Annotated in this window: 26 protein-coding genes; 14 read left to right on the top strand and 12 right to left on the bottom strand. The window is 63.7% G+C overall.

The window, feature by feature from the left end; genetic code table 11:
* Positions 1 to 5: 5 nt before the first annotated feature.
* Positions 6 to 1022 (bottom strand): DUF1214 domain-containing protein, encoded by a 1017-nt coding sequence (locus tag G8346_RS03280; RefSeq protein ID WP_206202563.1) that lies wholly within the window; start codon positions 1020 to 1022, stop codon positions 6 to 8.
* 110 nt (positions 1023 to 1132) lie between these two features.
* The gene (locus G8346_RS03275; RefSeq protein ID WP_166048198.1) at positions 1133 to 2116 is read right to left on the bottom strand and encodes a helix-turn-helix domain-containing protein; all 984 of its coding nucleotides are present in this window, start codon (positions 2114 to 2116) and stop codon (positions 1133 to 1135) included.
* 170 nt (positions 2117 to 2286) lie between these two features.
* Here G8346_RS03275 and G8346_RS03270 point away from each other — a divergent pair, with 170 nt between their 5' ends.
* The 5 genes from G8346_RS03270 (at position 2287) to G8346_RS03250 (ending at position 5459) form a co-directional block, all read left to right on the top strand.
* Complete coding sequence (locus G8346_RS03270) at positions 2287 to 2763, top strand: hypothetical protein (RefSeq protein WP_166048196.1); 477 nt, start codon at positions 2287 to 2289, stop codon at positions 2761 to 2763.
* A 1-nt stretch (position 2764) separates the two neighbouring features.
* Complete coding sequence (locus G8346_RS03265; protein ID WP_166048194.1) at positions 2765 to 3145, top strand: hypothetical protein; 381 nt, start codon at positions 2765 to 2767, stop codon at positions 3143 to 3145.
* A gap of 75 nt (positions 3146 to 3220) precedes the next feature.
* Positions 3221 to 3766 (top strand): hypothetical protein, encoded by a 546-nt coding sequence (locus G8346_RS03260; RefSeq protein ID WP_166048192.1) that lies wholly within the window; start codon positions 3221 to 3223, stop codon positions 3764 to 3766.
* Positions 3767 to 3779: 13 nt separating this feature from the next.
* The gene (locus G8346_RS03255) at positions 3780 to 4607 is read left to right on the top strand and encodes a hypothetical protein (protein ID WP_166048190.1); all 828 of its coding nucleotides are present in this window, start codon (positions 3780 to 3782) and stop codon (positions 4605 to 4607) included.
* A 363-nt stretch (positions 4608 to 4970) separates the two neighbouring features.
* Positions 4971 to 5459, top strand: a complete 489-nt coding sequence (locus G8346_RS03250; RefSeq protein ID WP_166048188.1) for a hypothetical protein — start codon at positions 4971 to 4973, stop codon at positions 5457 to 5459.
* Positions 5460 to 5503: 44 nt separating this feature from the next.
* Here the strand turns inward: G8346_RS03250 and G8346_RS03245 are convergent, their stop codons facing one another.
* The 6 genes from G8346_RS03245 to G8346_RS03220 form a co-directional block, all read right to left on the bottom strand.
* Complete coding sequence (locus G8346_RS03245; protein WP_166048186.1) at positions 5504 to 6001, bottom strand: hypothetical protein; 498 nt, start codon at positions 5999 to 6001, stop codon at positions 5504 to 5506.
* A gap of 83 nt (positions 6002 to 6084) precedes the next feature.
* The gene (locus tag G8346_RS03240) at positions 6085 to 6609 is read right to left on the bottom strand and encodes a DUF305 domain-containing protein (RefSeq protein ID WP_206202562.1); all 525 of its coding nucleotides are present in this window, start codon (positions 6607 to 6609) and stop codon (positions 6085 to 6087) included.
* Positions 6610 to 6749: 140 nt separating this feature from the next.
* Positions 6750 to 7283 carry a hypothetical protein gene (locus tag G8346_RS03235; RefSeq protein WP_166048183.1) on the bottom strand — a complete coding sequence of 178 codons (534 nt, stop codon included), beginning with the start codon at positions 7281 to 7283 and terminating at the stop codon, positions 6750 to 6752.
* Positions 7284 to 7540: 257 nt separating this feature from the next.
* Positions 7541 to 9598: a hypothetical protein gene (locus G8346_RS03230; protein ID WP_166048181.1), complete on the bottom strand. Its 2058-nt coding sequence runs from the start codon at positions 9596 to 9598 to the stop codon at positions 7541 to 7543.
* A gap of 234 nt (positions 9599 to 9832) precedes the next feature.
* Positions 9833 to 10519 carry a response regulator transcription factor gene (locus tag G8346_RS03225; RefSeq protein ID WP_166048180.1) on the bottom strand — a complete coding sequence of 229 codons (687 nt, stop codon included), beginning with the start codon at positions 10517 to 10519 and terminating at the stop codon, positions 9833 to 9835.
* Complete coding sequence (locus G8346_RS03220; RefSeq protein WP_166048177.1) at positions 10500 to 12221, bottom strand: histidine kinase N-terminal 7TM domain-containing protein; 1722 nt, start codon at positions 12219 to 12221, stop codon at positions 10500 to 10502. Before G8346_RS03220 ends, G8346_RS03225 begins: the two co-directional genes overlap by 20 nt.
* A 206-nt stretch (positions 12222 to 12427) precedes the next feature.
* Here G8346_RS03220 and G8346_RS03215 point away from each other — a divergent pair, with 206 nt between their 5' ends.
* Positions 12428 to 14335, top strand: coding sequence for a toll/interleukin-1 receptor domain-containing protein (locus G8346_RS03215; RefSeq protein ID WP_166048175.1), 1908 nt, complete (start codon positions 12428 to 12430; stop codon positions 14333 to 14335).
* Between the two features lie 158 nt (positions 14336 to 14493).
* Here the strand turns inward: G8346_RS03215 and G8346_RS03210 are convergent, their stop codons facing one another.
* Positions 14494 to 15132: a hypothetical protein gene (locus tag G8346_RS03210; protein WP_166048173.1), complete on the bottom strand. Its 639-nt coding sequence runs from the start codon at positions 15130 to 15132 to the stop codon at positions 14494 to 14496.
* A gap of 222 nt (positions 15133 to 15354) precedes the next feature.
* On the opposite strand from G8346_RS03210, the gene G8346_RS03205 reads away from it, so the two are divergent.
* Entirely contained in the window at positions 15355 to 16050 is a 696-nt protein-coding gene (locus G8346_RS03205) for an outer membrane beta-barrel protein (RefSeq protein WP_166048171.1), read from the top strand.
* A 232-nt stretch (positions 16051 to 16282) separates the two neighbouring features.
* A complete protein-coding gene (locus G8346_RS03200) occupies positions 16283 to 16678 on the top strand; it encodes a hypothetical protein (protein WP_240901269.1) in 396 nt (131 codons plus the stop codon).
* 127 nt (positions 16679 to 16805) lie between these two features.
* On the opposite strand, the gene G8346_RS03195 is transcribed toward G8346_RS03200, so the two are convergent.
* Entirely contained in the window at positions 16806 to 17288 is a 483-nt protein-coding gene (locus G8346_RS03195; RefSeq protein WP_166048169.1) for an acyloxyacyl hydrolase, read from the bottom strand.
* A gap of 272 nt (positions 17289 to 17560) precedes the next feature.
* Here G8346_RS03195 and G8346_RS03190 point away from each other — a divergent pair, with 272 nt between their 5' ends.
* From G8346_RS03190 to G8346_RS03180, 3 genes are all read left to right on the top strand, one after another.
* Positions 17561 to 17857, top strand: a complete 297-nt coding sequence (locus G8346_RS03190; RefSeq protein WP_166048167.1) for a hypothetical protein — start codon at positions 17561 to 17563, stop codon at positions 17855 to 17857.
* A gap of 31 nt (positions 17858 to 17888) precedes the next feature.
* Positions 17889 to 18875 (top strand): calcium/sodium antiporter, encoded by a 987-nt coding sequence (locus tag G8346_RS03185; RefSeq protein WP_166048165.1) that lies wholly within the window; start codon positions 17889 to 17891, stop codon positions 18873 to 18875.
* 168 nt (positions 18876 to 19043) lie between these two features.
* Positions 19044 to 19769 carry an adenylate/guanylate cyclase domain-containing protein gene (locus tag G8346_RS03180; protein WP_166048163.1) on the top strand — a complete coding sequence of 242 codons (726 nt, stop codon included), beginning with the start codon at positions 19044 to 19046 and terminating at the stop codon, positions 19767 to 19769.
* 93 nt (positions 19770 to 19862) lie between these two features.
* Here G8346_RS03180 and G8346_RS03175 read toward each other — a convergent pair whose 3' ends face one another.
* Entirely contained in the window at positions 19863 to 20894 is a 1032-nt protein-coding gene (locus G8346_RS03175; RefSeq protein ID WP_166048161.1) for a DUF2860 family protein, read from the bottom strand.
* A gap of 339 nt (positions 20895 to 21233) precedes the next feature.
* Between G8346_RS03175 and G8346_RS03170 the strand changes: the two genes are divergently transcribed.
* The 3 genes from G8346_RS03170 to G8346_RS03160 all read left to right on the top strand — a co-directional run bounded on the left by G8346_RS03170 (position 21234) and on the right by G8346_RS03160 (position 24423).
* On the top strand, positions 21234 to 22220 hold the full coding sequence (locus G8346_RS03170; protein ID WP_166048682.1) for a calcium/sodium antiporter: 987 nt from the start codon (positions 21234 to 21236) through the stop codon (positions 22218 to 22220).
* A 292-nt stretch (positions 22221 to 22512) separates the two neighbouring features.
* Positions 22513 to 23997, top strand: coding sequence for a serine hydrolase (locus tag G8346_RS03165; protein ID WP_166048159.1), 1485 nt, complete (start codon positions 22513 to 22515; stop codon positions 23995 to 23997).
* 72 nt (positions 23998 to 24069) lie between these two features.
* Positions 24070 to 24423, top strand: a complete 354-nt coding sequence (locus G8346_RS03160) for a hypothetical protein (protein ID WP_166048157.1) — start codon at positions 24070 to 24072, stop codon at positions 24421 to 24423.
* Here the strand turns inward: G8346_RS03160 and dbpA are convergent.
* The gene (gene dbpA / locus G8346_RS03155; RefSeq protein ID WP_166048155.1) at positions 24418 to 25791 is read right to left on the bottom strand and encodes an ATP-dependent RNA helicase DbpA; all 1374 of its coding nucleotides are present in this window, start codon (positions 25789 to 25791) and stop codon (positions 24418 to 24420) included. The genes G8346_RS03160 and dbpA overlap by 6 nt on opposite strands.
* Between the last annotated feature and the right edge of the window lie 47 nt (positions 25792 to 25838).

The following is a 25838-nucleotide window of genomic DNA, read 5'->3' as shown; positions in this document are numbered from 1 at the left end:
GCGCCCTAGTCCACCGGCTGAGGATCGGGAAACGTCCATGTCTTGTCGAAGAAAGCCTGGCGGGGCTGATACAGCCGCACGATGTAGTTCCAGCCCTCGGTGATCGGGATGCAGTTCACGCGTCCGTCTTCGCAACCGCCGAAGTGGATAGTGACTCCGCCTTCAGGGTCCGGTGTGGCCGTCAGGTTGTTGATGGAATTAATCCCCAGCGGGTTCGGCTCCATGAAGCCCTTCTTGTTGTACACCGTAATCGACCAAAAGCCATCGACCGGGACGTCCCTCATTGTCACCGCGTAGTTGACCTTGCCATCGTTCTGGTCCGGGAACCCGTTGATGTAGCTCGCATCGTGCTTGGGATTGCCACCCCAGCCCATCGCCGTCCCAATGAGGTGGTGAATCGGCGGCAGTTCGCTCTTGACGCCGAGCATATCCGAGGTGTCCGTCAGCGTTGATCCCAGCACATTGATAGCGTCCCGGACCTTGGTCAGCGACATCTCATCCCACTCCGGGACCTCCAACGAACCGGGGCTCGCCTGCTCCACCTTGAACTGGTCCTGGACTGCATTCGCCCGCTTGATGTCGGCCGGGTCGTTCGCATCAACGAGCGTCCGGAAAATCACCACGACATACCGGGTGCCGACCAGTTCCTGGGTGATCGTGTGCGGGCCGGCCTCGTAGATGGCGGGGGGAATCGAGTGGTCTTGGTTGACCAGCATCATCGACAGCCAGCGATCGGTCTCCGGAATGGTGATCGTGACCGGCTCGGTCAGGTCGAATATCCCCATCGAATAGAGCGTATCCCGGTTCATCCGGATGACGTCTTGCCGATCCAGGGGCGTTGGCTGCCGGATGTGGAGAAGCTTGCCGAAACCGCCCTGGGCCTCGTAACGCCGCATCGTCATGTCGGTCTCGGCACGAACGAAGTTGTCCACGGTTACGCTTTCTGCCGCCAGGCTGGCGCCCGAATGAGCCAGCACGCCCACGACCACAGCGCCCAACAGTCGCTTTGCAAAGACCATCATCTTCTTGCCCCCCCGCCATTACGGACTCACCTAACGGGCCGATGTTGCCGCAAGCGGCCGGTGGGCGGCTATCAATATTGCGCACCGCAGGCAGGGGATCGACCGGAACTCTATGATATTCCGGGACTTGCCTGGCGATTGAGCGTCGAGCGGGGTGATTCCCCGAACAATGCTCGGTACTGCATGGAAAACCATCCCAGGTGCGTGAAGCCATGGTCCAGGGCTTCGGTCGTCACGGTCGTCGCCGCGCCCAGGCGCCTCAATCGGCGGCGGACGTGATGCAATCTCAGCAAGCGGGAATAGCGGGAGGGGCTGGTACCGAAGGCGTTGCGGAACGCGTATTCGAGGTAGCGACGGCTGACCTGCAACTCCGCGCAGAGCTCATCGACGGAGACATTCTCTGAACCTCGCTCGCGAATGCAGCGCTCCGCACGACGTGCCAGGCGATATTGCGACACAGTGCCCGACACCACCCTACGGTCGGACGTGTCGAACTCGCTAAGCACGGCCCCGAGCGCATCGCGAACATTGAGGCACAGTTCCGTTTCGCCCTCCTGGCATGACGCAGCCCGGCAACGGGATGCGACCAATACTTCCGTCGCGAGGAAAAGATCGTACAACTTGCGCGCATCGGGGCGCAGGCCCCGGCAACCAGCGCGCAGACTGAGGAAGCCGGGATCCCGCGCGGCCAGCGAAATGGTTTCGATCCATGTCGCGGGAATCACCAGGGACGTCCAGCCATAAGACTCACAAAGGTGGCCATCCAACTCCAGGCCGGGTGTCATGAACAACACCGCGGATGGATCGACAGCGATGCCATTGAGGCGGGCGCGGGCACCCGGATGGAAAATACCAAGGGAATATCTCTCGGTATCCAGTCCTCCCCGGACCCGCAAGTTCCGATTGATGCTGCCGCGGTCCACCGACAGCCCGTCGATATCAACACTCGAGGCCCGAACCGCAAGGTCGCCCGGCTCGAGCTGGATCAGCTCGAGTTCGGAGCCGCTGATGGCGTGATTCAGCTCGTCCAGGTCATGGAATAGACCGGGTACGGGCCTTTCCTCGCCGCCACGATCTGCACGTTGCGCTTGCATGCTCTTCCTGGGACCCGGACCGGGTCGAAAAGCGAGCGTATAGGAATTAGACAGCCGCTAAAAGAACATCCCGGCAAGGAATGACGCGCTGTTGCGCAGAACGGATAGCGCGGCAGCAGCGCCCGGCGGAGACTGGAGGCACTAAACGCCCCAGGAACTCGGGTAACCTGATGTATTACATGAAGATTCCCATAATTGCCGTGGCCGGCCTCGTGTTGTTCACAGCGCCTGGCTGCGCGAGCAGGTCGAAAGTCTCGAATCCCTATGAGTTACAGGAGCGCACCTCCGCGGCGCACGCCGATTTTCGGAAAATGATCAGCGTCGAGATAGCGGATCCGGCCAGGGCGGCCATTTTTGCCGGTCTGGCGGACGAAAGAGACGCGTTGATGGCCCGTCATTCGGAGTCGGTCCGGACTTATGCGGAGTCGATGAAGACGCTGAGCTCAGATTACTCCGCCACCCGCGAAGATTTCGAAAAGCTCGTCCGTGGCTACGACAGCGACCGCCGCGGCTTCCAGGCGGAGTTTGTCGGTCTGATTGCCGAGATGAAGGCCGTGACGACAGAGGTCGAGTGGAGAAAGCTGTCGAAGTTTGACATCGACGCGCTTGGCCCGCAGGCGTCGGCCATTTCTGCCGGGGGGAATTGAGATGCTTGCCGCATTACTCGTCGCTTTCTTTCTTGGCGGTGCCGCCGCGTCCGGTGCCCTGCTTACCGAGGACATGCTCAAAGACTTCAGCCATCGCGCCGAGCAGGTGGTAGTCGACCCAGAGAGGATTGACGCGATCACGAAGGAGGTCGCGTCACTGCATGACGAATTGAAAGTCTTCAACAAGGCCCTGGCGAAAACCGGCAATTCATTGAAATCCAATTACACGGATCACAGTGCGGATGCGGCCGGCATGCAGGAGGAGCTCGACGCGCTCAACTCCGCATGGGTGGCCGCTCAATCCCGCGTGCTCGATCATCGGTTCAATATCCGTGACCAGATGACGCCGGAGGAGTGGCAAGCCGTATTCGCAGGTAAATAGCGCCGACAGCCCAATGCGGATGTCGGGCTTCAAACAATCCCGACCCTCGTGGCTACAGAACAGGACAGTTGTGCAATGAAACTCAAGATTATTTCGGCGACGCTGCTATTTGCCCTGGCGGCAACGGCCACAGCTGAGGACGCTGGCAAGACCCTGGCCGCGACACTCGACATCTATGCGTTTCCGAAAGCAGGCCAGGCCGCCGAGCAGCAGTCCAAGGACGAAGCTGCCTGCTATGACTGGGCGGCGACGAACACGGGCGTTGATCCCTTTGCAGCCGAGAAAGAGCAGGCCGCCGCCGCCCAAGAAGCTGAGCAGAAGGCAAAGCAGGCCCAGGGCGCCACGCAGGGCGCCGGGGCAAGCGGGGCCGTCAAGGGCGCAGCGGCAGGCGCTGTCGTCGGCGAATTGTCGCATGCTGATACAGGCGAGAGCGCTGCTGTGGGGGCGGCGGTGGGACTGGTTGCGTCCCGGCGCCGGGCTCGCGCTGCAGGCGAGCAGGCGCAGCAACAGGCGGCGGCCGAGGCTGATCAAGCCATCACCGCGAGCGCGGAGGAAGTCGCCAATTTCAAGAAGGCGTTCAGCGCCTGCATGGAGGCGAAGGACTATCTTGTCAGATACTAACGGCAGAGGGCCCATGATGCGTTCCATGTTCCTGGTGTTATTGCCCCTGGCACTGCAGAGCGCTTCGGCACACGCGGACGAGCCTGGATGGCAATTCCAACTGACCCCATATGTATGGTTACCCACGATCAGTGGGGACCTTAATTACGACACGCCGGCCAGCGGTAGCGACGGCGCACCTCGGGTCGATGTCGGGCCTACGGACTGGCTGGATTTGCTGAACAGTGCGTTTCTTTTGCGGGGCGAAGCTCGCAAGGACCGCTTCTTTGTATTTGCCGACGTCGTTTACCTGGGACTCGAGTCGGACGACGACAGAGTGGTATCGGTGTCGCCCGGAAGCGGAGACGTCATTCCAATCGATGCAAGCGTGAACCTCGACACACAGACTGACCTCGATGGCTTCACGGTGACACTGGCGGGCGGATTCAATATCCATCGTGACGAGACCTCATCGACCGACATCTTCGCCGGTGCCCGGTATTTCAGCGTGGACACGAAAACAAGCTGGAACCTTAGCGCAGACATCGAGCTGCCTGGCGGTGGCACAGTTTTGTCTCGACAAGGCGCGATCGAGAGTGACCTGGATTCCTGGGATGCCATTATCGGCATCAAGGGCAAGAGGCACATCGGCAACGGCAAGTGGTCGCTGCCCTACTACCTCTACATCGGCACAGGCGACTCTGATCTCACGTGGCAAGTCATCGCGGGCGCATCCTATGCCTTTGGTTGGGGCGACCTGGTGCTCAGCTATCGTCATTTCGAATATGACGGTGGCCCGAAAGAGCTGATGGAAAAGTTCAGCTTCAGTGGCCCGGTCCTGGGTGGCCGCTTCTCTTTCTGATACGCCCCCTGAGCATGGTTCGATTGGATCGAGTTCGGTCCGTTCGGACGATGCTCGGCCAGGCTCGGGCGGGCGAGTCAGGCTGATGCCGGCAGAGGAAAAACCCTAGCGGTGGACTTCATGTTCGCCATGAATGTTTTGCACCGCGGTTCGTTCATCGCACCGCATACGGCGGACTTTCTCGGTCTTCTCGCCGGATGTCTCCGTGCCTTGCGGCGATAAGCACATTTCCCTCGGCCCGCCGTACTTCGAGGTATCGTCTATATTCTTCTTATCCGCATCGTGGTCCACGATACCCACAAGGCCGTATCACTCGGACCATGTCGCCGTCACCAAGCCAATCCCGACCGGGAAGGCCTCGTCATGCCCAACCACCTCAAAACCTACCTCGTCGACCATGCCGCCCTCACGCTTGCCGTGCTGGAACTGGCCAAACGGGCCAGGAACAGCAATCCCGAGGGCGAACTGGGCGAATTCCTGGCCGAGATCATCCCGATGCTGGAAGCGGAGCGGAAAACGCTCAAGGAAATGCTCCGCCGAATCAAAGCCTCTGATTCTCCGCTCAAGAACTTCGCCGCCTGGAGCGGGGAAAAGGCGGGCCGCTTCAAGCTCAACGACAGCCTGTTCACGTACTCCGACCTCTCCCGCGTGGTGGAACTCGAAGCCCTTCTCGCCGGCACCGAACTCAAGACCGCCATGTGGGACGCCCTGGCAACCCTCGCCATGACCCAATCCGATTTCCGGGACCTGGACCTAGACGGGTACCTCCGCAAGAACAAGACCATGGGAGAAAAGCTCCGAGCCTTGCACCGCACCGCCGCGCACCGGGCGCTCCGTGCCGAAGAGTCCTGATAGGGCCATTAGGACCGCTTTGCCGCAGCGCGGCAATGGTGCAATCACCGTTGGTCTTCGGACTGCATTGCCTGGTGCTCCATCATCTGCTGCATCATCTGCTGCATCATCTGCTGCATCATCTGCATGCGCTCTTCCATGGCGCTCTGTCGCTGCTCCATCGCCTGCACCCGCTGACACTGGCTGTCATCGTCCTTGCAGGCCATGTCATGCATTGCCCCCTTGGGACCGCCACCGCTCGACATCATGCCCTGGCCCTTGCCCATGTTGCCCATGTTGCCCATGTTGCCCATGTTGCCCATCATCATCATGCCTTCGTGCATGCTCTGACGATGCTCACGCATCAACTCGCGACGCTTGTCCGGGTCCTTGGTCGCTTTGATCTCCTGCATCTGGGCCTGCATCTTTTGCATCTGGGCATGCATCTTCTGGCTCTGCTCGGCCATGGGCATTTCGTCAGGCGCCTTGTGCTCGTCGGCCTGGACCGCTGGCACGAAAGCGAGCAACAGTGCCAATGTAAAAATTGATGTGATCTTCTTCATAAAGTCCTCCTTAAGGTGGTGATTAAGGAACGCCCTGGTGAGGCCAGACCGTTAGCCGGCTTGAGTACTGTCTCGTCAAGCCTCTACAACGCGCCTTCGAAGTCCGGTACAGGGCGGGCCGCGGCTTCGGACTCGGACGTCGCCGCCCCGTTCTGCTTGATGTCCTCAATTAACCAGGTCATTTCCTTGATCTCGCGACGTTGCGCACGAATGATTTCATCAGCAAGCTCTCGAACGCGGACATCTCGAATTTCCGCGCGCTCACTGGTCACAATGGCGATAGAGTGATGCGGAATCATTGCGCTCATGTAGGAGCTGTCCTGCACCGTGACCTGCGAGCGCACCAGCCATAGAGCCGCTGCAAACACGATTAGGCTGCCTGCGACGATGGCCAGGTTCACTTTCCGATTGTCGTACATGCCGGTCATATAGCTCAGCATGACAACCGCCATGCCCGCACCCATGATGAGGGTCATGTAGAACCGAGTTTCGCTCCAGCGGACATGACTGATCTCGTAACTGTTCAGGTACATCAACCCGAACATCAGCACCATCGAGGTGCCGATCATGGCGGCAAAGCGCCAGTAACTTTGTTTTTTGTTCTCCATGTGTCCTTGTCTCATTGTCGCGGAGCACAGCAAGTCGTTCGCGCTGAAGTAGCGCGCCGTCTTTATTAAGGTTAGACCACCATGAAGTTTTTGCGAGGATCGGGCTGCGACCGGTACCGCGTCCGGCGTGGAACGGTGACTCACTTGCCAGGACCGGTTCCGAAGACCGCGAACTCCATATCTCCGCTCGGGGAGTAAAAGAAGAAACCGTCTGGGTAGAAATCGGGGCCATAGCAGAGCCAGGCATCCAGCTGCTCATTATTGATCGTGTACAGGTGCAGGTAGTAGATATCTCCCGGCCTCACAGCCACGCCCCCGCCGAATGTGAAGGTCACGGTGCCGCCCGATATCGCATCGTCGTAGCTCGTGTCGGCGGACAGCGTGGCCGTATCACTCCGGGCGACCAACCCCTGCACGTTGTCGTGCAGATCAACATAGAACACCTTGTCTTCGGCACCAGCTGTGCTGTAGTTGAACAGTGCAAGCTCCGCTTTCTTCAGGATACTGAATGTCGGCTTGAACGACTGTGTATAGGGCATGCCGGGGTTGATCAGGATCGTAAAGGCACACCCCTGCCCCAGGTACTTGATTGGCTTCGCATTCGCCAAGGGCACCACGACCACCAGTCCGGCCGCGATCAACGCGGTAACAAGTTTTGCTGTTTTCCCTTTCATTGTTCTCTCCTTGTCCGGAAGCAATCGGGACGACGAACGTCATCCCCAATGCAGCCGCAAATAACATCTGACGGAGCATGCGCATCGCGCAGCCGGCGACGCCATTAGTCGGCTGTATCTAATCTGTAGGGAGAAGCTTGGCCGAGTACCATGGGGTTGATACCCCATCCGTCACGAGCCGTGGTCCCGGGCCAAAGAGAAGGGGCGGCCGGGTGGCCGCCCCCTCGTGTCGGCCTCACAGGCCGGCCGGATCGAGGCTATCTCACGACGAGGTTGCCGCCGTTCAGGTAGACCGGGTCCGACTCCGCATCGAGCGACTCGAGCGCAATCTCGATGCCGAACTGGTCGGCCTGCTCGACCTCCTTGCATTTCTTCTTGTTCAGGCATTCCAAAACCACGCCGCCGTCGTTCACGAAGAAGATGAACGGGTTGTTGGCAATGGCGTTGATCCACTCCGGCTCGCAGCCATAGGGCTCCTCGCAGTCCGGATCGTAGGCCGGGTTGTGCTGGTACAGCGTCCCTTCGCCCGCGAACGCGGCACAGGTCGAGAATCCTGCAGGACATGCCTCATCCGGCAGCTTGCCCCCGGCGTTGATCACGCCCTTCAGGCGGTAGTTGTCCTGGTGCATCCAGAGCAGGTTGCCGCTGGTGGAGTACTCGTCCAGCTTCTTGTTGTACTTGGTCTGGGCCGTGTAGCCGAAGTTGACCCGCGGTGGCGTCAGGCTGTCGATCTTGTACCAGCCGCCGCCAGTCGAAGAAGCCCGCGTATCCGCGACCACCGTGATGCCGGTGTCGCTGTCACCTGTGCATTCCGGCGCCGAGTCTCCACCGAGATCCTGGTCGCCGACTTCGACCGTGATGTCGTGGATGCCGACCGGGAGGAATACGTCCTTAAGGGTAGCCACGCCCGAAGTGTTGGCCTCGGCAGTGCCTTGAGACTCATAGCCGCTGCCTGAGTCGGCAAAGAACTCGACGTCGGCACCACTGGAGCACGGTCCCGTCACTTCAGCCGTCAGTTCGGTCGGCGCACCGTCGATGTCCAGCAACTGGCCAACGAAGCCGACCTCGAGCTGTGCCGCGGTGACATCGAAGGTGTCACACACGGTTCCGTCGCTTGTGTTGCCGCCCTGGTCGGTCGCAGTGACGCAAACCTCATGCGTTTTCACCATCAGGCCGGTGAGCGTGGCCGTCAGGTCCTCAGACGTTCCATCGAACGCTCCATCTGCCGCACTCATATCTCCGCTCGCACTGCCATCACGCAAATATTCCGCGGACACAATGTTCGACTCGGTGTCCGTGGCAGTGGCGGTAAGGATCACGTCGGCCGGGAAAACCACATCGCTGGCTGCGACGTCCGACACGACCGGGGGCCCATCGGCCGTCGCGGGCGTTCCGTTGATAACTACGTAGTTGATGTTTGCCCCCTTGGAATGAGAGAGCCATGAGTAGTCTTCGTCGGAGATTTCGGTTTCCAGGCTGATGCCAAAACCTGGTGCATTGGCCGCAGCTTGTCCGACGGGGCCACTCCACACGATCCAGTTAGGGGCCGATACCAGATCAAGGCTGGTGATTAATGTCCAGTTCGTGCCACCGTCAACGGTGTAATAGACCTTGAGAGCATCACCGGAGAAAGCGTAGAGACCTTTCTGGTAAGCGAATGTTAATTCAATATTCTCGTAGCCAGCCGTTGAAATCATCCGCCTTATGGCGGCATCGGGCTCGCCATCACGGACATTCCATAACTTCACAATCATTCCCGGACCCGGGCCCAATGCCACCACGATGCTCTCGGGATTCGCTTCGATCTCGGTCCAATCGTTTCCGACCGTATTACTCGCTCCTGGCCGCTCAAAATTGTCACGCCAGATTTCACTCGCATCTTTGACGCTAAAGTAGCCATAGGTCGACAACCGTTCTGCGCCCCCAAACTCACCACCGGATACGGTGCAGAGAAAATAGTCCCACCGACCACCAACATCCGTGCCAAACCCGATGCAAGGAATTTGCGTCCCGTCTTCGTTCGACGATAGAGCGTAGCCTCCTACCCCACCGGTAAAGTTATTGAAATACAGTGCGCTCGACGTGCCGGGACTGAACGTGAAGTCATACTCAACGCCGTTCACCGTGATATCGATATCGAGGGCCGGGGTCCGATACTGAATATCGGCGTCGGCGCGGAAAGAGCCGCTCCCCGCAGGAGTCCCGTCGGAATTTATGAAGGTCAGAGACCAATTTGTAAAATCCTCCGCCGTTGCGGCCAGCGGCAGTCCTAGCGTTGTTAGCAGCAGTGTCGCCAACACTGTCTTCGTTCTCATTTGATTGCCCTCCTGTTGTGGCGGGCCGGATGCGGTCGCCACTTTTTTTGGCAATATCGAGGAACAGGAGGCGAGGAGAGTCTTCGCTTGCGGGAGGCTCCATGCTCACTCCACGGATTCCTCTAGGGGAACCATAGGCGCGGAACCTTCACCGGGTAATGTCCGGAGGGATAGAAAAAGGACAGTCAACACGATTCGTGGGACTGTCCCTGGGGACAGTGGGCGGCGATTGCGCTAGCTGTCGGCCTGGTCGCCGGCCCAGCCCATACGACCGGCATGCGCGAGGAGCTGGGTACGGTTTTGCACGTGCAGCCGGTCCATGATCTGGCCCATGTGGTACTTGACGGTGCGCGGGCTGAGGTAGAGCCGGGCCCCGACCTCCTTGTACGACAGCCCCTGGGCCACCAGCTTGAGGACCTGGAGTTGGCGTGCGCTCAGCCCGGGTATAGATGCAACATCGTCGTCATCCGGATCGACCGGGGGCGCGGGTGGATGCTCTGCTTCACTGATGCGCGCAAACTCCTCGAGCAGCTTTGCCGCCAGGCCCGGGGAGAAGGGCGGAATGCCCTCATGCGCATGCTCCAGGGCATCCACGAGGGTCTCGGTGTCGATGCTCTTGATGAGGTAACCACAGGCGCCGCACCTGATCGCCTCGAACAGGTCGTCGTCGTCGTCCGAGGTGGTCAGCATGACGATCCTGGCCGGCGGCATCCTGGCCTTGATCAGGCGGGTAGCCTCCAGGCCGTTGCACCCTGGCATGCGCACGTCCATGAGGATCACGTCGGGCCTGAGCCGGCACGCCAGTTCGACCGAGTCCAGTCCGTCCGCCGCCACCCCGGCGACCTCGATGCCGCGCGCCTCGAGCAGGCTCTGCAGCCCCTCCAGCATCAGGCGATTGTCGTCAACCAGCAGCACGCGCACCGGTCGCCCTCCCGTGGTTTCCGGCCGGCAGGCCCAGGGTCAGCACCGTGCCAGCGCCCGGCTTCGAGTCGATTTCCATCGAGCCGCCGATTTGTTGCATGCGCTCCCGCATGAAACTGAGGCCGAAGTGACCGTCTTTCGTGTTCCCGAAGCTGGTGCTGTCAAACCCTGCCCCGTCGTCCGTGATGGTGATATGGGCATGGGTCCGGTTCATGCCGAGCCTCACTGCCAGCCTCGTGGCGCCGCCGTGCCTGCGGGCGTTGCTGAGCGCTTCCTGCACGACGCGCAGCAGATGAACTCCGGCGGCCGGGTCGAATGTCTCTTCACCCACACCGTCCGCGATGGCGAGCTCTGTGCGAATCCCGTAGTTCGCCTGGTACTTCTCGAGATAGCTCTTGAGCGTCGCGATGAATGACCACCCTTGCGGAGAGTCGGTCTTGAGACCGAGGATCGACTCGCGGACGTCCGCGTGAGCCTCGCGAGCCACACCCGCGAGCCGTCCCAATATGCTTTCCGCCTTTTCCATGTTGCCGTTGCGCATCCACTGCAGCGCGGCCTGGGTCTGCAAGCCGACATAACCGAAGGTCTGGCCGATGCCGTCGTGGAGTTCGCGCGCGAGACGCTCGCGCTCCCGCAGGGTCGCCATGACCTCCTGCTGCTCAGCGATCCGGGCCCGTGCCTGCCTGTGCGCGGTGATGTCGTGCAGCAGCAGCAGCTGTCCGATCACGTCATCGCGCTGGTCTTTGAGCGGTGTCTGGTTGACCTCGTAAACTCGCGGCGAGCCGGAAGCTCCCAGGACGATCTCCAGCGGGTCCGTTCCCCTGTCAACGGAACCCTCCTGCAGGCCGGCATCGACAGGCAAGAGCCCGGCAAGCGACCGTCCCCGCAGGCTGGCTGCCGGCCTCCCCAGGATCGCGGCAGCCATGGGATTCAAATCGAGGATTCGCTTTTCGCGATCGAGCACGAACATGCCTTCGCGCATCTGTTCGAGGACTGAGGTGCGCGCAGCTGACACCGGATCGATCATGTGAAAGCCGAGGAACGCAATCGCATACGCGGTCGCCACGAGCCCGACGGTGAAAAAGGCCGTCTCGCCCGGCCCGAACCAGCCGGTGTCCATCTTGTCGAGCGTGTACCCGACCCTGCCCAGGACCTGGCCAGCCAGGATGATGGCAACGGGCCAGCGATGGGCGCGGGAATGGAGCGCCAGCCATCCCAGCACCGCCAGGTTGATCAGCCCCAGCAGGTACACATAGCTGTTGAAGAACCAGTACAGCGGGCCGTGCAGGGGCACGACATGTGTGGTCGTCTCGAACCCTGTCCAAATCAAGTGGTGGCTCGAGTTCGTCGCGATGGCGAGCGCGTTCAGCACAGGCACCAGGAACAGGAGCGTGCAGTTACGCAGGTTGAGCCAGACGTCGAGACGGGCGAAGCGCAGGATGAAGCAGGTGATGGTGGCGCCAACCGCGGGGAGCCAGGCGGCCTGGAACTGGTACCAGAAGACCTGGACGGAGACGGACACCGCCAGGATCTCCATGATGACGCCGACGATCCAGGGCGAGCACATGACACATGCGGCTGCGAACAGCCTAGCCCCACGGATATGGCGTCGACGCCAGCTGTACTGGCCGAGATAGACCAGCAGGGCGAGCGTGACCATCGCCGGCCAGATCTCGGGCGTGTACGAGTAGGACGATGTCACCGGGTCAATCCCATGTAGCGCCCGGGTTTTTATTGGTTATCAAGCTAAGAATAGGCGGTCGCCGGCCCTAATCAAGGGTATTCACACGCTGATCGCTATCACCGGCGTCGGGGGGGGCGGAGGGCCCGGGTGTCTTCTCCGCATATGGCAACAGGGCGCTCCGGCTTGCTAGCATCAGCGCTCACGAAGCGAGGAGGCTCCCTACCATGGCGCTCAAGCCTCCCCCGCAGAACGCGCCCGCCTTTTGCGCCTTCATTTCCTACAGCCACACCGATGAGCGCCACGCTGCCTGGCTGCAGAAAGCCCTCGAGCGCTGGAAAGTGCCCCGGCGCCTGGTCGGCGCAGAGGGGCGTTTCGGGCCCATCCCGGAGCGCCTGGGCAAGGTCTTCCTCGACCGGGACGAATTGCCCTCCGCCTCCAGCCTGAGTGACGAGATCCAGGCAGCGCTCGCTGCCTCCGAGACGCTGGTCGTCATTTGTTCACCCGCGGCCGCCCGCTCCCGCTGGGTGAACGAGGAGATCCGCAGCTTCAAGGCCCTGGGCAAGGCACAGCGGGTCCTGGCCATGATCGTCGCCGGCGAGCCCTGGGCGTCCGACCGGCCGGAACAGGCCGACGAGGAATGTTTTCCCGAGGCCCTCCGCTATGCGGTGGACGCCGCAGGCGCGTTGACCCCGGAACGCACCGAGCTGATCGCGGCGGACCTGCGCCCGGGCAAGGACGGCAAGCAGGCGGCGCTGCTGAAGATCGTCGCCGGCATCCTGGGCGTGGGCTTCGACACGCTGCGCCAGCGCGAAGCCCAGCGCCGGCAACGACGGCTCGTGGCCGTGGCGGCGGCCGCGATCGCAGGCATGGGGGTGACGTCGTTGCTTGCGGCCAGCGCCTGGTTCGCGCGCCTCGAGGCAGACGCGCAACGCGCCCAGGCCGAGGCCAATTTCGACCTGGCGCGCGACGCGGTCGACCGCTACCTGACCCGCGTCGCAGACAACCCGGAGCTCAAGACCAGCGGCCTGACGACCCTGCGGCGCCAGTTGCTGGAGACCGCCCGCGAGTTCTACCAGGACTTCGCATCGCGCCAGGCGGGAGAAGAGATCACGGCGGAACTGGCGCATGCTCACCACCGCCTCGCGAATATCAGCCGCGTCATGGGTGACCTGGACGTGGCGGAAGCGGAAGTCCGGCTCGCGATCGAACAGACCGAGCAGTTGTTGGCCCGTGCGCCGCAAGACGCGCTGCATGCTTTCAACCTGGCGAACATGACGAGCGAGCTCGGGCTGGTGCTGGCGAACCAGGGCAAGCCGGAGGCGGACGCAACTTATGCGGCGGCGTTGGCACAAATGGAGGCGCTCGACCTGGGCAACAGCGACGACCTCTTCCACCGCTCGGCTCTCGCCAGCCTGCTTGACAACTACGGCCAGTGGATCGAAAAACAGGGCCGGCCAGCCGAGGCCGAAAGGCGCATGCGGGAGGGGCTGCGACTGCGCCAGGCGCTGGTGCTGGCGGACCCGGACAACCTGGCATACCAGGGCCTGGTGATTTACAGCACCATCAACCTTTCCGCCTTGTATGGACGCACGGGACAGCTGGAGGCAGGCCGGGACACGGCCCGGCTCGGCGTGGAACAGGGCGAGGCCCTGCTGCCCCGCCAGCCCGACAACCCGGAGACGCGCATCAGCCTCAGCGCCGCTTACGAAAACCTGGGTGGTATCGAGATGCTGCTGGAGGACTACGAGGCCTCCGCCGCGGCCTACGACCGGTCGCGGGAACTCAAGGTGGCGCTGGTCATGGACCACCCTGCCGTCCTCGACTACCGCCTGAAGCTGGCCGGCACCTATACGAACCTCGGCGAACTCGCCAGCCGACAGGCGAAACACGAGGACGCGCTGCCCTGGTATGACCAGTCCACCGAGTTGCTCCGTTGGATCATCGGTCGTTCCCCGGACATGGCCCTGGCCCGCTATTACCTCAGCTACACCTGTGGCTGGCAGGGGCGCGCACTCGACGCGCTGCAGCGTCACGCCCAGGCCGTCGACGCCTGGCAATGTGCCGTCGACAATGACCCGACCGGGGATGCCTCGCTGGTCGAGGCGCTGGAGGCCGCGCGCAGGCGGTTGTGATTCGATTCCGCCGGAGGCACCCCGGCTGGAGCGCTGGGAGGGCTTAGGGCTTGGCGAAGGGTGAAACCTCAGGGCACCACATGCTCCAGAATGCTGTGGGAGCCTCAAGGACTCGGTCGTCCGCGTGGTTGAGCCACCGCAGCTTGATTGCCGGCCGGCTAGGGCATGGACAGGCGCGGTTCGCCAGTTTCTGAATCGAATGTCAGGCGTGCCCGGCGGGTCGTTTCCGAGAACAGCGCGTCGATCGCGATCTCGATATCGAGGTGTCCCGCGCTCCAGCGCAGGAAGGGGGGTGATTGCGCCGGGCCGCTGTTGCGCCCGCGTTCCAGGCCTTCCGGGAGCTCGTCAATCTCAAGCACTCGTCCATCTGGGGTGATGCGAAAGAACAGCCGTCGCTCGTCGGAAAGGTCGTCCCCGCTGTGTCGATCTCCACCGTATCCGAACAGGGAGAAGTAGAGCGCATCGGCCTGCCAACCCTGGATCCAGACCGACTTGGGGTGCGGAATTCCCGCGAAGTCAGGGATGGTCGCAACAAGTTCGGCGGTGCCACGGTCGAGATCACAGAGATACACCCTCGCCTCGCGGTGAATCACCTTGCGGATGCCGCCGTCCGGGAAGGTGTTCAGGGCGCCTGTCGGTTCCCTGACTCGCCGGTACTCGAGCGTCACCGCCAACTGGTGCGATTGCGGCTTCGCAACCACGTTACCGAGGGCCAGGGCCGTACGCTCCGGACCGTAACTGCAGGCCGCCAGCATGAATATGGCCGGAAGCACCAAGGCGCGCAGAAGCAATGACATCCCGTTTCCCTGGCAACCTTTGAACAAATGGGGCACACAGTATAAGTGGGTCCAAACGTACTTTTCATTCAAGCCTACTGCAGGGCTTCGAGCGGGCTTCTTGTCGCCGGTCTGCCCCGGGATTAGAGTTATGCACAGCAGGATGGCGCTCACATGTCGTCTCGCACAGTCCCGGCCGTGATGGCCGGCAGTATTTTCCAGTTGCCAAACAGCGGTGAATTTATGTCCACTCGTCGCAGGATGCTCGCACTTGCCGTGGCGGTCGCGCTGGGCGCGCCGGCGGCTGCGGTGGCCCAGGATCTCGACTTCAACTACATCGAGGGCGGCTTCATCGCCGGCTTCGTCAACGACGTGGAGGAGTCCGACGCCTTCACGGACAACGGCACGCTCGACGTCGAGTCTGATGCCGGCGGCGGCGCCTTCATCGGCGGCGCGTGGGAGTTCCGGGAGAACATGCACCTGTTCGGTGATTATGCCCTGACCGGCCAGGAGCTCGAGGTCCGCGACGGCATCGACACCGTCGAGGGCGATTACGACGTGGTGCGCTGGCGGCTCGGCGTCGGCTATGCCTACCCGTTCTCGCCCACGATGAGCCTTTACGGCCGCCTCAGCTTTGACAACATCGAGTTCAAGGACGTGAAGGTCGCCGGTTTCGATCTCGACGCCGACGTCGACGACAGCGGTATTGGCGGCGAGATCGGCATGCTCTGGGCGGCGACGCCGGCGCTCCACCTGCAGGGCCACGTGCGCTACACCTCGGTCGGCGAGGTCGTTGGCGAGGGCTCCGATGCCTTCGACGCCGACATCCTGCTCGCCCTGAACGGCCGCTGGTACTTCCGGCCTGACATGGCGTTGGTCACCGGCTACGAGTTCGGCAAGATCACCTTCTGGAACGTGGGCGTGCGGTTCGCGTTCTGACTTTTTGCAGCCCGCTCCGTCTCCCCCTCGCGCGGGCACGGCCGCGAAGTCCCTGCGACTTCGCGCGGCCCAGGTCAGCGCCGTAGACCAGTGGCGCGAGGAGATCGCAGCCGGAAGGCTGCTCGGGCCGCGCATCATCGCCGGGGGTCTCTCCAGGCTTCGCCCTGTTGTAAGACATCACGAACTCCCGGCACAGTAATACGGGGTTCAAGCCAGCTCCAGGACGCAGATCATGGGCGATATCGGGCCGAAAACCGAATATCCCGCCATGGAAGAACGTAAGAAATCCCTTCGCACCCTCTACGTCGCACTCGCCGGCGGCGCGGCATTGTGGATCGTCACCGTGGCCGCTACCGGCCGCAGTGAAGCATGGGACTCGCCCCTGTACTGGGATGCCACCTACCCGCTGTGCATCGCGCTAGCCGCACTGCTTGGATACCTCACGCCCGTGCGGCCGTGGCGCTGGGGATTCGCCGTAATCATGATCCAGCTGCCGGTCGTGATGTTCACCAGCGGCAACTCCTGGAATCTCCTGCCGCTCGGCATCGCGGCGTTTCTGCTCATGTCGTTGCCGGCGGTCGCCGCAGCGGTCGCCGGCGCGCGCCTGCGCCGCTGGAAGGACGCTTGATGGCGCTGTTCCAAGGGCTCTTTTTCAGTGCGATCGGTTTCGGGCCGCTGGCGATCAGGCACCAGGGCCTCGGACCTTGTTCGTCGCCTACACGCCGGTCGCTTCGCTGAGCCGGCCGTTCTGCGGCTCAAGGTCCGAGGGGAATCCTGAAGCCGAGGGTGACAAAGCTGTCCCCATCGTTCGTGCCGTGAAACCCGGCGTTGGAGATATGCTGCACTTGAGCCACCAGGGGCCCCAGCTCAAATCCGGCGGAGCTTTTGAAATTGACGTGGGAACTGATGCGCTGGTTGGTCTGGTCCACGACCACCAGCCCGAACCCGACGAACAGTCCTTTCCAACGCGCCCGCTTGGCGATCCCGAGCCAGGCCGTGGCTTCGTCATTGTCGAGATAGGAAGGGTTCTTGTCCTGCGCGAGCAGGAGGCCGATGGACCATTCGGTGGGAAAACGTTCCCGTGGGTTGGTGACCAGGTTCAGGTTGACCACGCCACTTTCATGCAGGGTCCGGTAGCGGTCGAAGGTGGTGCCGCCGGCCAACTCGAGTTCCGCCGCCGAGAGTTGGCACGGCAACGCCAGCAGCAGGCAGAACAACCAGTAAAGCTTCGGCTTCATTCGCTCTCAACGGACAGGGCAAGGGGACGGCAGCGCAGTATTCATGGACTTGCCTGATGAAGCAATCAGGATGCGGGTGACCCGCCTCACTATTGTCGGGCCAAGAGACTCTCGACAGCCCCGCCGCAATCGGGCGGCCGCTGAGCCGTCGACCGGGGCAGCGTTCCAGCGTGCCGGCATCCCAGGCCCCCTTGACACCCCGGACATCAATGCGAAGCTTCCACACGCCGTGGCACTAGAGGGCGACACTACCCCATGATGAGTTCGACGCCGTGACCGAGGGGCATCCGGGCAACTATTTCTCCCGCCGCTGGCACGGCCGGGTACCTCTGCCGCAGCTCCTGTGGCGGGATATCATCGGCATGGGCACCCTGGTCAACCTGATCGCGACCATGCTGGCGTTGGCGGCCGTCACCCAGGGCGCGCCCTCGGTCCTGGCCGTCGTGCTGCATTTCGCTCCCGTGCCCTACAACCTGTTCCTGTTCGGAGCGCTCTGGCGTACCCCGGGACGGAACGATTTTGCGGTCGGGCTGGTCGTAGTGTGGCTGATCGTAATGACCCTCGTCTGAACCTGACCTGATCCAGGCGCTTCATCCCGGTATGACACTCGCCTTTGTCGCGGTCGTCCTTTGCCTAGTGCTCCTGGTCTGGAGCGCCGACCGCTTCGTCGAGGGCGCGGCCTCCATCGCCCACCATTACGGCACGCCGCCACTCCTGATCGGCATGGTGATCGTAGGCTTCGGCACTTCCGCCCCCGAGATCATGGTGTCGATACTGGCCGCCTCGCAGGGCAATCCCGGCATTGCGCTGGGCAACGCCTATGGCTCGAACATCACCAACATCGCCCTGGTTCTCGGGGCGACGGCCTTGATTTCCCCGATTGCCGTCCAATCGCAGGTCCTGCACAAGGAACTGCCGATCCTGATGGGTGTGACCGCACTGGCGGCCTGGCAACTCTGGGACGGCGAGATCACCCGGCTGGAGGCTGTCGGTCTGCTGGCCTTGTTCGTGGTACTGATGAGCTGGGCCATCTGGGAGGGCTTGAAGACCAAGGCGGACACGCTCGGGCAGGACATCGAGCAGGAACTCGAGGCTCGGGCCATGCCCGTGGGCCGTGCCGTATTCTGGCTTGTCGTCGGCCTCGCGCTCCTGGTGGTCAGTTCCCGGATCCTGGTCTGGGGCGCGGTGGAGATCGCGCACGGCTTCGGCGTCAGCGACCTGATCATCGGCCTGACCGTCATCGCGGTGGGCACGTCGTTGCCGGAACTGGCGGCGTCAATCATTGCCGCCAGGAAAGGCGAGCACGATATCGCGCTCGGCAACATCATCGGTTCCAACCTGTTCAACACCCTCGCAGTGGTGGGGATCGCCGGCACGATTCATCCGCTTGCGGTGGGGCCGGAGGTCTTCACCCGGGACATGATGGTCATGGCTTCGCTGACCCTGGCCCTGTTCCTCATCGGCTACGGCTTCCGCGGCCGCGGCGGTATCAATCGCGTCGCGGGCGCCTTGCTGCTGGCCTCTTATCTTGGCTACACGGCCTACCTTGTCAGGGAGGTATTGCTGGCGCCCGCGGTAGTCGGTTGAGTATGGCGTTGTCTTGGGGACGCAGCCTGTTTCCTGGGGCCGTATGAACACGCTTGCCCTGCACCAGCGGCCATGGACAACATCGCCACAGCCTTTCGCTTGGCGTGACGGCCGGATGGTGGTATCCATGAACGCCGGTCATCGCACCCACTCAAGGCTTCAGGCGACATGTACAAGAGAACTTCGGCATTACGCCTGGCGACCCAAAGCCACCAGCGCTTCGGCGCCCGTTCACGCATCGTGGCGATGTTCGCGGACATGCGTGGCTTTTCAAACTGGAGCGAGACGCAACCGCTCGACCACGTGGCGGACCTCGTCAAGCTGCAGTTCGGCTATGTCATGCAGCTGTGCGACGACTATGAGCATCCCTTCCAGAAGTTCCTGGGCGACGGCTTCGTGTTGCTCTGGGAACTGGAGAGCGAGGAAGACCTGCCGCGCTGCCTCGCCAGTGCGCTGGACGCGACATTCGACCTGCACAAGGGCTACGCCGAACTCGCCCAGTCGCTACCGTATCCCGCCCCGACCGGCTACGGCGTGGGGATCTCCATTGGCGAGGCGATCCGTATCCAGCTCGAGCCTCACCTGAGCGCCGCCAGCGAAGTGGACTTCGTCGGTTACCCGTTGAACTGCGCCGCACGGATGCAGACGCTCGCATCCGGCTTCGGCACCGCCCTGTGCGCCAGCACGGTCGTCGCCCTGCAAGCGGATCCGGAGCGCTACCTGCGCACGCTGTGGCCCGGTTTCGGCCGCCGCCTGCTCACGCCGCCGCAGGACATGCTGGACCGCGCCGCGGTCACCAAGGGACTGAAGCCCGCCGACCGCGAGGGATTCCGGCACCTGTCCTTCGTGGACGGGGAAGACTGGCTCTGGCGGACGCCTGCCGTTCAGCAATAGGCCTGGCGGGTCCCCATCGGGGAGAGCCTTGGTATCCGCCCGCGTGCTCAGCCCCCCCAGGTCCTGCGCAACATGCGGACCGGACCGCTGCTCCTAGCGCCCGAAGAAATACGCGAGGCCGATGCTGGCGGCGAAAGCCGAGGCGTCGTGGAAGTCGATGTCGGAATCGTTCTCGGCATGGATCACGTTGGCGAAGGCGCGCCAGTCGCCGCTGCCGAGGTCCAGCTTGCGGAAAGCAGAGAGCGAGATCGCGTAGCCATCCGCATCGGTCTTCAGGCCATACACCGGGTTGGCTTCGTCGTGCTCCCGCTGGAACACGGAAGCCGCGGCCGCCAGCGTCCAGGTATCGCCGCGGTAGCCGTACGACAGCTGCAGGGCGGTCGCCTCCGCCGCAATCGCATCGCCGTCACGGTCTGCCGTCGTGAAGGTGAACTCCGGCTGCCAGGTGTGGCGCCCGTTCTCCCAGCGGTAGCCCAGGGTCGCGCGGCTGTCGGTGCCGTCGCGTCGCAGCAGCAGGATCTCGTCGGCGCTGAGGCCGAGTACCGGATCGGTGCCGCTCGCCTCGGTGTCCAGCTCGATCTCCCGGCTCTGCAGCTGGGCAAAGAACTCCGTGCCGAAGATGCGCCACCAGTCGAGCCGCACCCCGTTGGAATCGCGCTCGGTGGCGAGGCGGGGCGTGCCCACGAGGTAGGGATCCGCCCACACCTCGGTGGGCAGCGCAGCCGTCGTCACGAAGCTCGCGCCCAGCACCCCGACGCCGTCCCACTGCTTGCGCACGCCCAGGCGCGTGGAGAAATCCAGCGTCACGTAGTCTTCGATACTGACGCCGAAGAACGCCTCCCACCGGTCGCCGAAGACGTAAGCCAGCTCACCGCTGACGATGCCGTAGGTGGTGTCGTTGGACGGCGGCGCCTGCGTGACCGAAGTGATGGTCCTGGTGCTGGCGTCGATCAGGTCGTTCCCCGCCACGAGGTTGCTCTCGAGATCGAAGTAGCCCGCGCCGAGCAACAGGTTGCCGTGGAAGCCCCGCGTCGCGGGCACCCGGTCGTCGGCGGCAAACACCGGAGCCGCGGCCAGCGCGATCGCGGCGACGCCCAGGACCCGTGCAACACTGAAAGCCTTCATGCGTCCGCTCCTCTGATATCGGCGTCGCATAGTCATGGACGCGCCAGCGGAGCCGCAATGGGGTGACGCCCCAAAATGGGTGCCGGCGTTGCAGCGAGCGCAAGTCTTTGCGGCCGCTGACCGCCGCAAGCAGGAATGCACGATGGGTTCTGCACTGCACACCTGCTTGATCTTCACCGGAATGCGCTCGATTGCCTTCACGAAGCCGGTTACCCTGCCAGTAAACTTGCCCGGAGTGATCTTGTGCGGCGCGAAGGCGAGCAGAGCTGAGCGTCGTTGGCGTGGAGCCAGGAAAGACCCTCATTGCCGCCCGAACCCACCCAGGACTTCTATCCCGCTATGACACTGGCTTTTATCACGGTAATTCTCAGCCTCGTGCTCCTGGTCTGGAGCGCCGACCGCTTCGTGGAGGGGGCGGCCTCCGTCGCCCACCACTACGGCACGCCGCCGCTCCTGATCGGCATGGTGATCGTAGGCTTCGGCACTTCCGCACCGGAAATGCTGGTTTCGGCCCTGGCTGCCTTGCAGGGCAACCCCGGGATTGCCCTCGGCAACGCCTATGGCTCGAACATCACCAACATCGCCCTGATCCTCGGGGTGACGGCCCTGATCGCCCCAATCGCCGTCAATTCGCAAGTCTTGTACAAGGAACTGCCGATCCTGATGGGCGTCACGGCCCTGGCGGCCTGGCAACTCTGGGACGGAGAGATCACCCGCCTGGATGCTGCCGTGCTGCTGGCGGTGTTCGCCGGGCTGATGGGCTGGGCCATCTGGCACGGCTTGCGGACCAAGGCGGATGCCCTGGGGCAGGACATCGAGCAGGAGCTCGAGCTTCGCGCCATGCCCGTGCGCCGTGCCGCGTTCTGGCTCGCGGTCGGTCTGGCCCTCTTGATCGTCAGTTCCCGGATCCTGGTCTGGGGCGCGGTGGAGATCGCGCACGGCTTCGGCGTCAGCGACCTGATCATCGGCCTGACCGTCATCGCGGTCGGTACCTCGCTGCCCGAACTGGCGGCATCAATCATTGCCGCCCGGAAGGGCGAACATGACATCGCGCTCGGCAACATCCTCGGTTCCAACCTGTTCAACACCCTGGCTGTAGTCGGGATCGCCGGCACGATTCATCCGCTGGCGGTGGGGCCGGAGGTCTTCAATCGAGACATACTGGTCATGGCTTCGCTGACCCTGGCCCTGTTCCTCATCGGCTACGGCTTCCGCGGCCGCGGCGGTATCAACCGCCCTGCCGGTGCCCTGCTGCTGGCCGCTTACATCGGCTATACCGCCTACCTCGTCATGGAGGTGTTGCGACCGGTCGGCGCCGGTACCTGACACGTCCGCTGCCGATCAGTTCGAGGCGCTCCATCATGTAGCCGATCTGCCGCTCGGAGTTCTCGATGATCGAGTTGTTGCCGATCGGGCTGCAGGGCCCGAACAGGGTGAATCTGCGAGCAACTTTGCCGGCACCTCGCCAGCGAAGGCACGAGCTTCCGCCGCCTGCGGGAGGCATCCAGCTTCATCATTGCCTTTCGGTGCTGGAAGGGCACGACCCCGCGATGTTTCGTGCTGTGATATACCTTGGTCCGAAATCGGCTCGGGCATGTCTGCAGCACGAAGGACCACCATGAATCACGGCAACCTCCTCTTGCGCCACGCCGCGCGCTTCATGTCATTCCTCTGCGCCCTGGCGCTGTCCGGCGTGGCGGCCGCCTCGGCGCCCTCGCCGCGCCTGGCCGACGATCCGCGGGTTGCGAATGCCGTGCAGCTCTGGGCCGAGTGGGTCGAGTACCAGGCGAGCGTGGATCGCGTGCCCGGGCTCTCTTACGGCATTGTGCACGACCAGGAACTGGTGGCCAGCGGCGGTTTCGGCCAGGCCAACCCGGCCACCGGCTCTCCCGCAACGCCCGACACGCTGTACAGCATCTGCTCGATCTCCAAGCTGTTCACCAGCGTGGCGCTGATGCAGCAACGCGACGCCGGCAAGCTGCGCCTCGACGATCCGGTGGCGCAGCACCTGGCCTGGTTCAACATCGATGACACGCACCCGGCTGATGCGCCGATCACCATTCGCGGGCTGCTGACGCATTCCGCCGGGCTGCCGCGCGAGTCCGACTTCCCCTACTGGACCGACGCGGACTACCCCTTCCCGACCAGCGACGAGATCCGCACCCGGCTCGGTGCGCAGCAGACGCTGTACCCGTCAGCACGCTACTTCCAGTACTCCAACCTCGGCCTGAGCCTGGTCGGCGAGATCGTGGTGGCCACCTCCGGCCAGGACTTCGACACGTACATGCGCGAGCGCCTGCTCGACCCGCTCGGCATGAGCGACACCTTTACCGACATCCCGGTCGAGCTGCGCGGTGGCCGCATGGCCGTCGGCCATACCGCGCTGAAGCGTGACGGCCGGCGGGAGGTTGTGGCGCCGTTCCAGACCCGGGGGATCGCTCCGGCCGCCGGCTTCGCCTCCAGCGTGAACGACATGGCGAAGTTCGCCATGTGGCAGTTTCGCCTGCTGGGCGACGGCGGTGACGAATTGTTGCGCGCCTCGACGCTGCGCGAGATGCAGCGCGTGCACTGGGTCGACCCCGACTGGCAGACGACCTGGGGCCTGGGCTTCAGCGTGCGGCGCGAAGGGGAGCGCACCTTCGCGCGGCACAGCGGCGGTTGCCCGGGTTATTTCACCGAGTTCCGGCTCGAGCCGAAGACCAAGGTCGGCGCGATCGTGCTGACCAACACCATCGGCTCAGCACCGGGTTTCTATGCCGCCAAGGCCTTCGATCTCATCGCCCCCGCGATCGACGCGGCCCGCAAGGCACCGGACAAGGCGCCCGCGCGCAACCCGGAATGGGATCGGTACACCGGCGTCTACGACAACATCTGGGGCCAGGTGGCCATCGTGCCGTGGGAAGACGGGCTGGCGCTGCTCGAGCTGCAGAGCCGCGACCCGGCGAAAGACATGGTGAAATTGCAGCATGTCGGCGAACACACCTTCCGCCGCGTACGCAAGGACGACGAATCGCTCGGCGAGACGGTGTATTTCGAGCTCGGCGCGGACGGGACGGTGCGGCGCTTCCAGCGCCACAGCATCTGGATGAACAAGCTGCGCTGAGCGCCGGGGAGAAGACCTGATTTGCCAGGGCGGCGGTTCCCGCCGCCAACAAACATTCCGGAGATATCTACGATGCCGAAATCGACGCTCGTGTTCGCTGCGCTGCTGATTGCCCTCGGGGCCGGCGCGTTTCTCGTCTCCGGCAGCCGGACTGCACTGCTGCCCGCCTACGTCGGCCTCGCACTGGCGGTGCTCGGCGGCCTCGCGCTCGCCTTCGACGGCGGGCGGCGCCATCTCATGCACGTCGCCGCGGTGGTCGCGCTGCTTGGCGCGTTGGCGCCGGCCGCGGCCCTCGGCATTCGTGCGGCGCAGATGAGCCCGCTCGCGCTGTCGGTCAACGTCGGCATGCTCCTGCTCTGCGCCGGGCTGCTCGTGCTCATGGTGCGGTCGTTCATCGCCGCGCGCCGGGCGACTCAAGCCCTATAGCCGGTAAACGCGAAGATTCCGCCCCTTGATGCGGCCCCGGCGCAGCGCGGACAGCGCGCGCTCGGCCTGGTCGCGCCTGACTGCGACGTAGGCGCGCCGCGGGAAGATGTCGATCTTGCCGATGGCTTCCGCCTTGAGGCCGGCCTCGCCGGTGAGCGCGCCGAGGATGTCGCCGGGCCGCAGCTTGTCGCTGCGTCCGGCCTCGATGCGCAGCGTGTGCATCGCCGCCCGCGGCACGTCCTTGCTGTCCACGTGGACGGGTTGCGCCGGACGCCACTGCAATTTCATCCCGTGGTGGCTTTCCAGTTGCAGGGCGCGGTGCATTTCCCGCGGCGTCACCAGGCTCAGCGCCAGCCCAGTGCTGCCGGCGCGCGCGGTGCGACCGATGCGGTGCAGGTAAACATCCGGGTCGGCGGGCACCTCGTAGTTCACCACGCAGGCCAGTTCCTTCACGTCGAGGCCGCGCGCGGCCACATCGCTGGCCACCAGCACGCGCAGGCTGCGGTTGGCGAAACGCACCAGTACTTCGTCGCGCTCGCGCTGATCGAGATCGCCGTGCAAGGCCGCGCAGCTGAAGCCCATCGCCTGCAGCGCCTGCGTCACGGCGTCGACATCGCGCTTGGTGTTGCAGAACACCACGGTCGATTCCGGGCGGTGCTGCAACAGCAGGCCGGCGAGCACGGCCGGCTTGTCCGCCAGCGCCACCTCGTGAAACCACTGCTCGATCTCCGGCTGGCTGGCCGCGCTCTCCACCGCGACTTCCAGCGCGTCCCGCAGTGCGCTGCGCCCGATGGCGCGAATGGCCTCGGGCCAGGTGGCGGAGAACAGCAATGTCTGCCGCTTGCGCGGCAGCTGGCCGAGGATCTCCTGCAGCGCCTGCTCGAAGCCCATGTCGAGCATGCGGTCGGCCTCGTCCAGCACCAGCGCCGAGATGCCGTGCGGGTCCAGCACGCGCCGGCGCAGCATGTCCTGCACCCGGCCCGGCGTGCCGACCACGATGTGCGGCGCATGCGTCAGCGACGCCAGTTGCGGGCCCAGCGGCACGCCGCCGGTGAGCAGTGTGAGCTTCACGTTGGGAATGCCCATCGCCAGGCGCCGCAACTCCCTGGCGACCTGGTCGGCCAGCTCGCGCGTCGGGCACAGCACCAGCGACTGGGTGGAAATGCGGGCCGGGTCGAGCCGCTGCAGCAGTCCAAGGCCGAAGGCCGCCGTCTTGCCGCTGCCGGTTGGCGCCTTGGCGATGAGATCTCGTCCGGCGAGGATGGCGGGCAGGGTCTGCGCCTGGATCGGCGTCGGCTCGGTGTAGCCGATCGCATCGATGGCCTGGCGCAGGGCGGGAATCAGGGGCAGTGCGCTGAAGGAATCCATGCGCCATGATCGCATGGCGCAGCCACTTGCTACCCGGTGGCCCAGGC

The organism is Thioalkalivibrio sp. XN279, assembly GCF_011089885.1.
In the GTDB taxonomy this organism is placed as follows: domain Bacteria; phylum Pseudomonadota; class Gammaproteobacteria; order Steroidobacterales; family XN24; genus XN24.
Note: the sequence above shows the minus strand (reverse complement) of the source record. Positions and strands in the feature narration are given on the sequence as shown.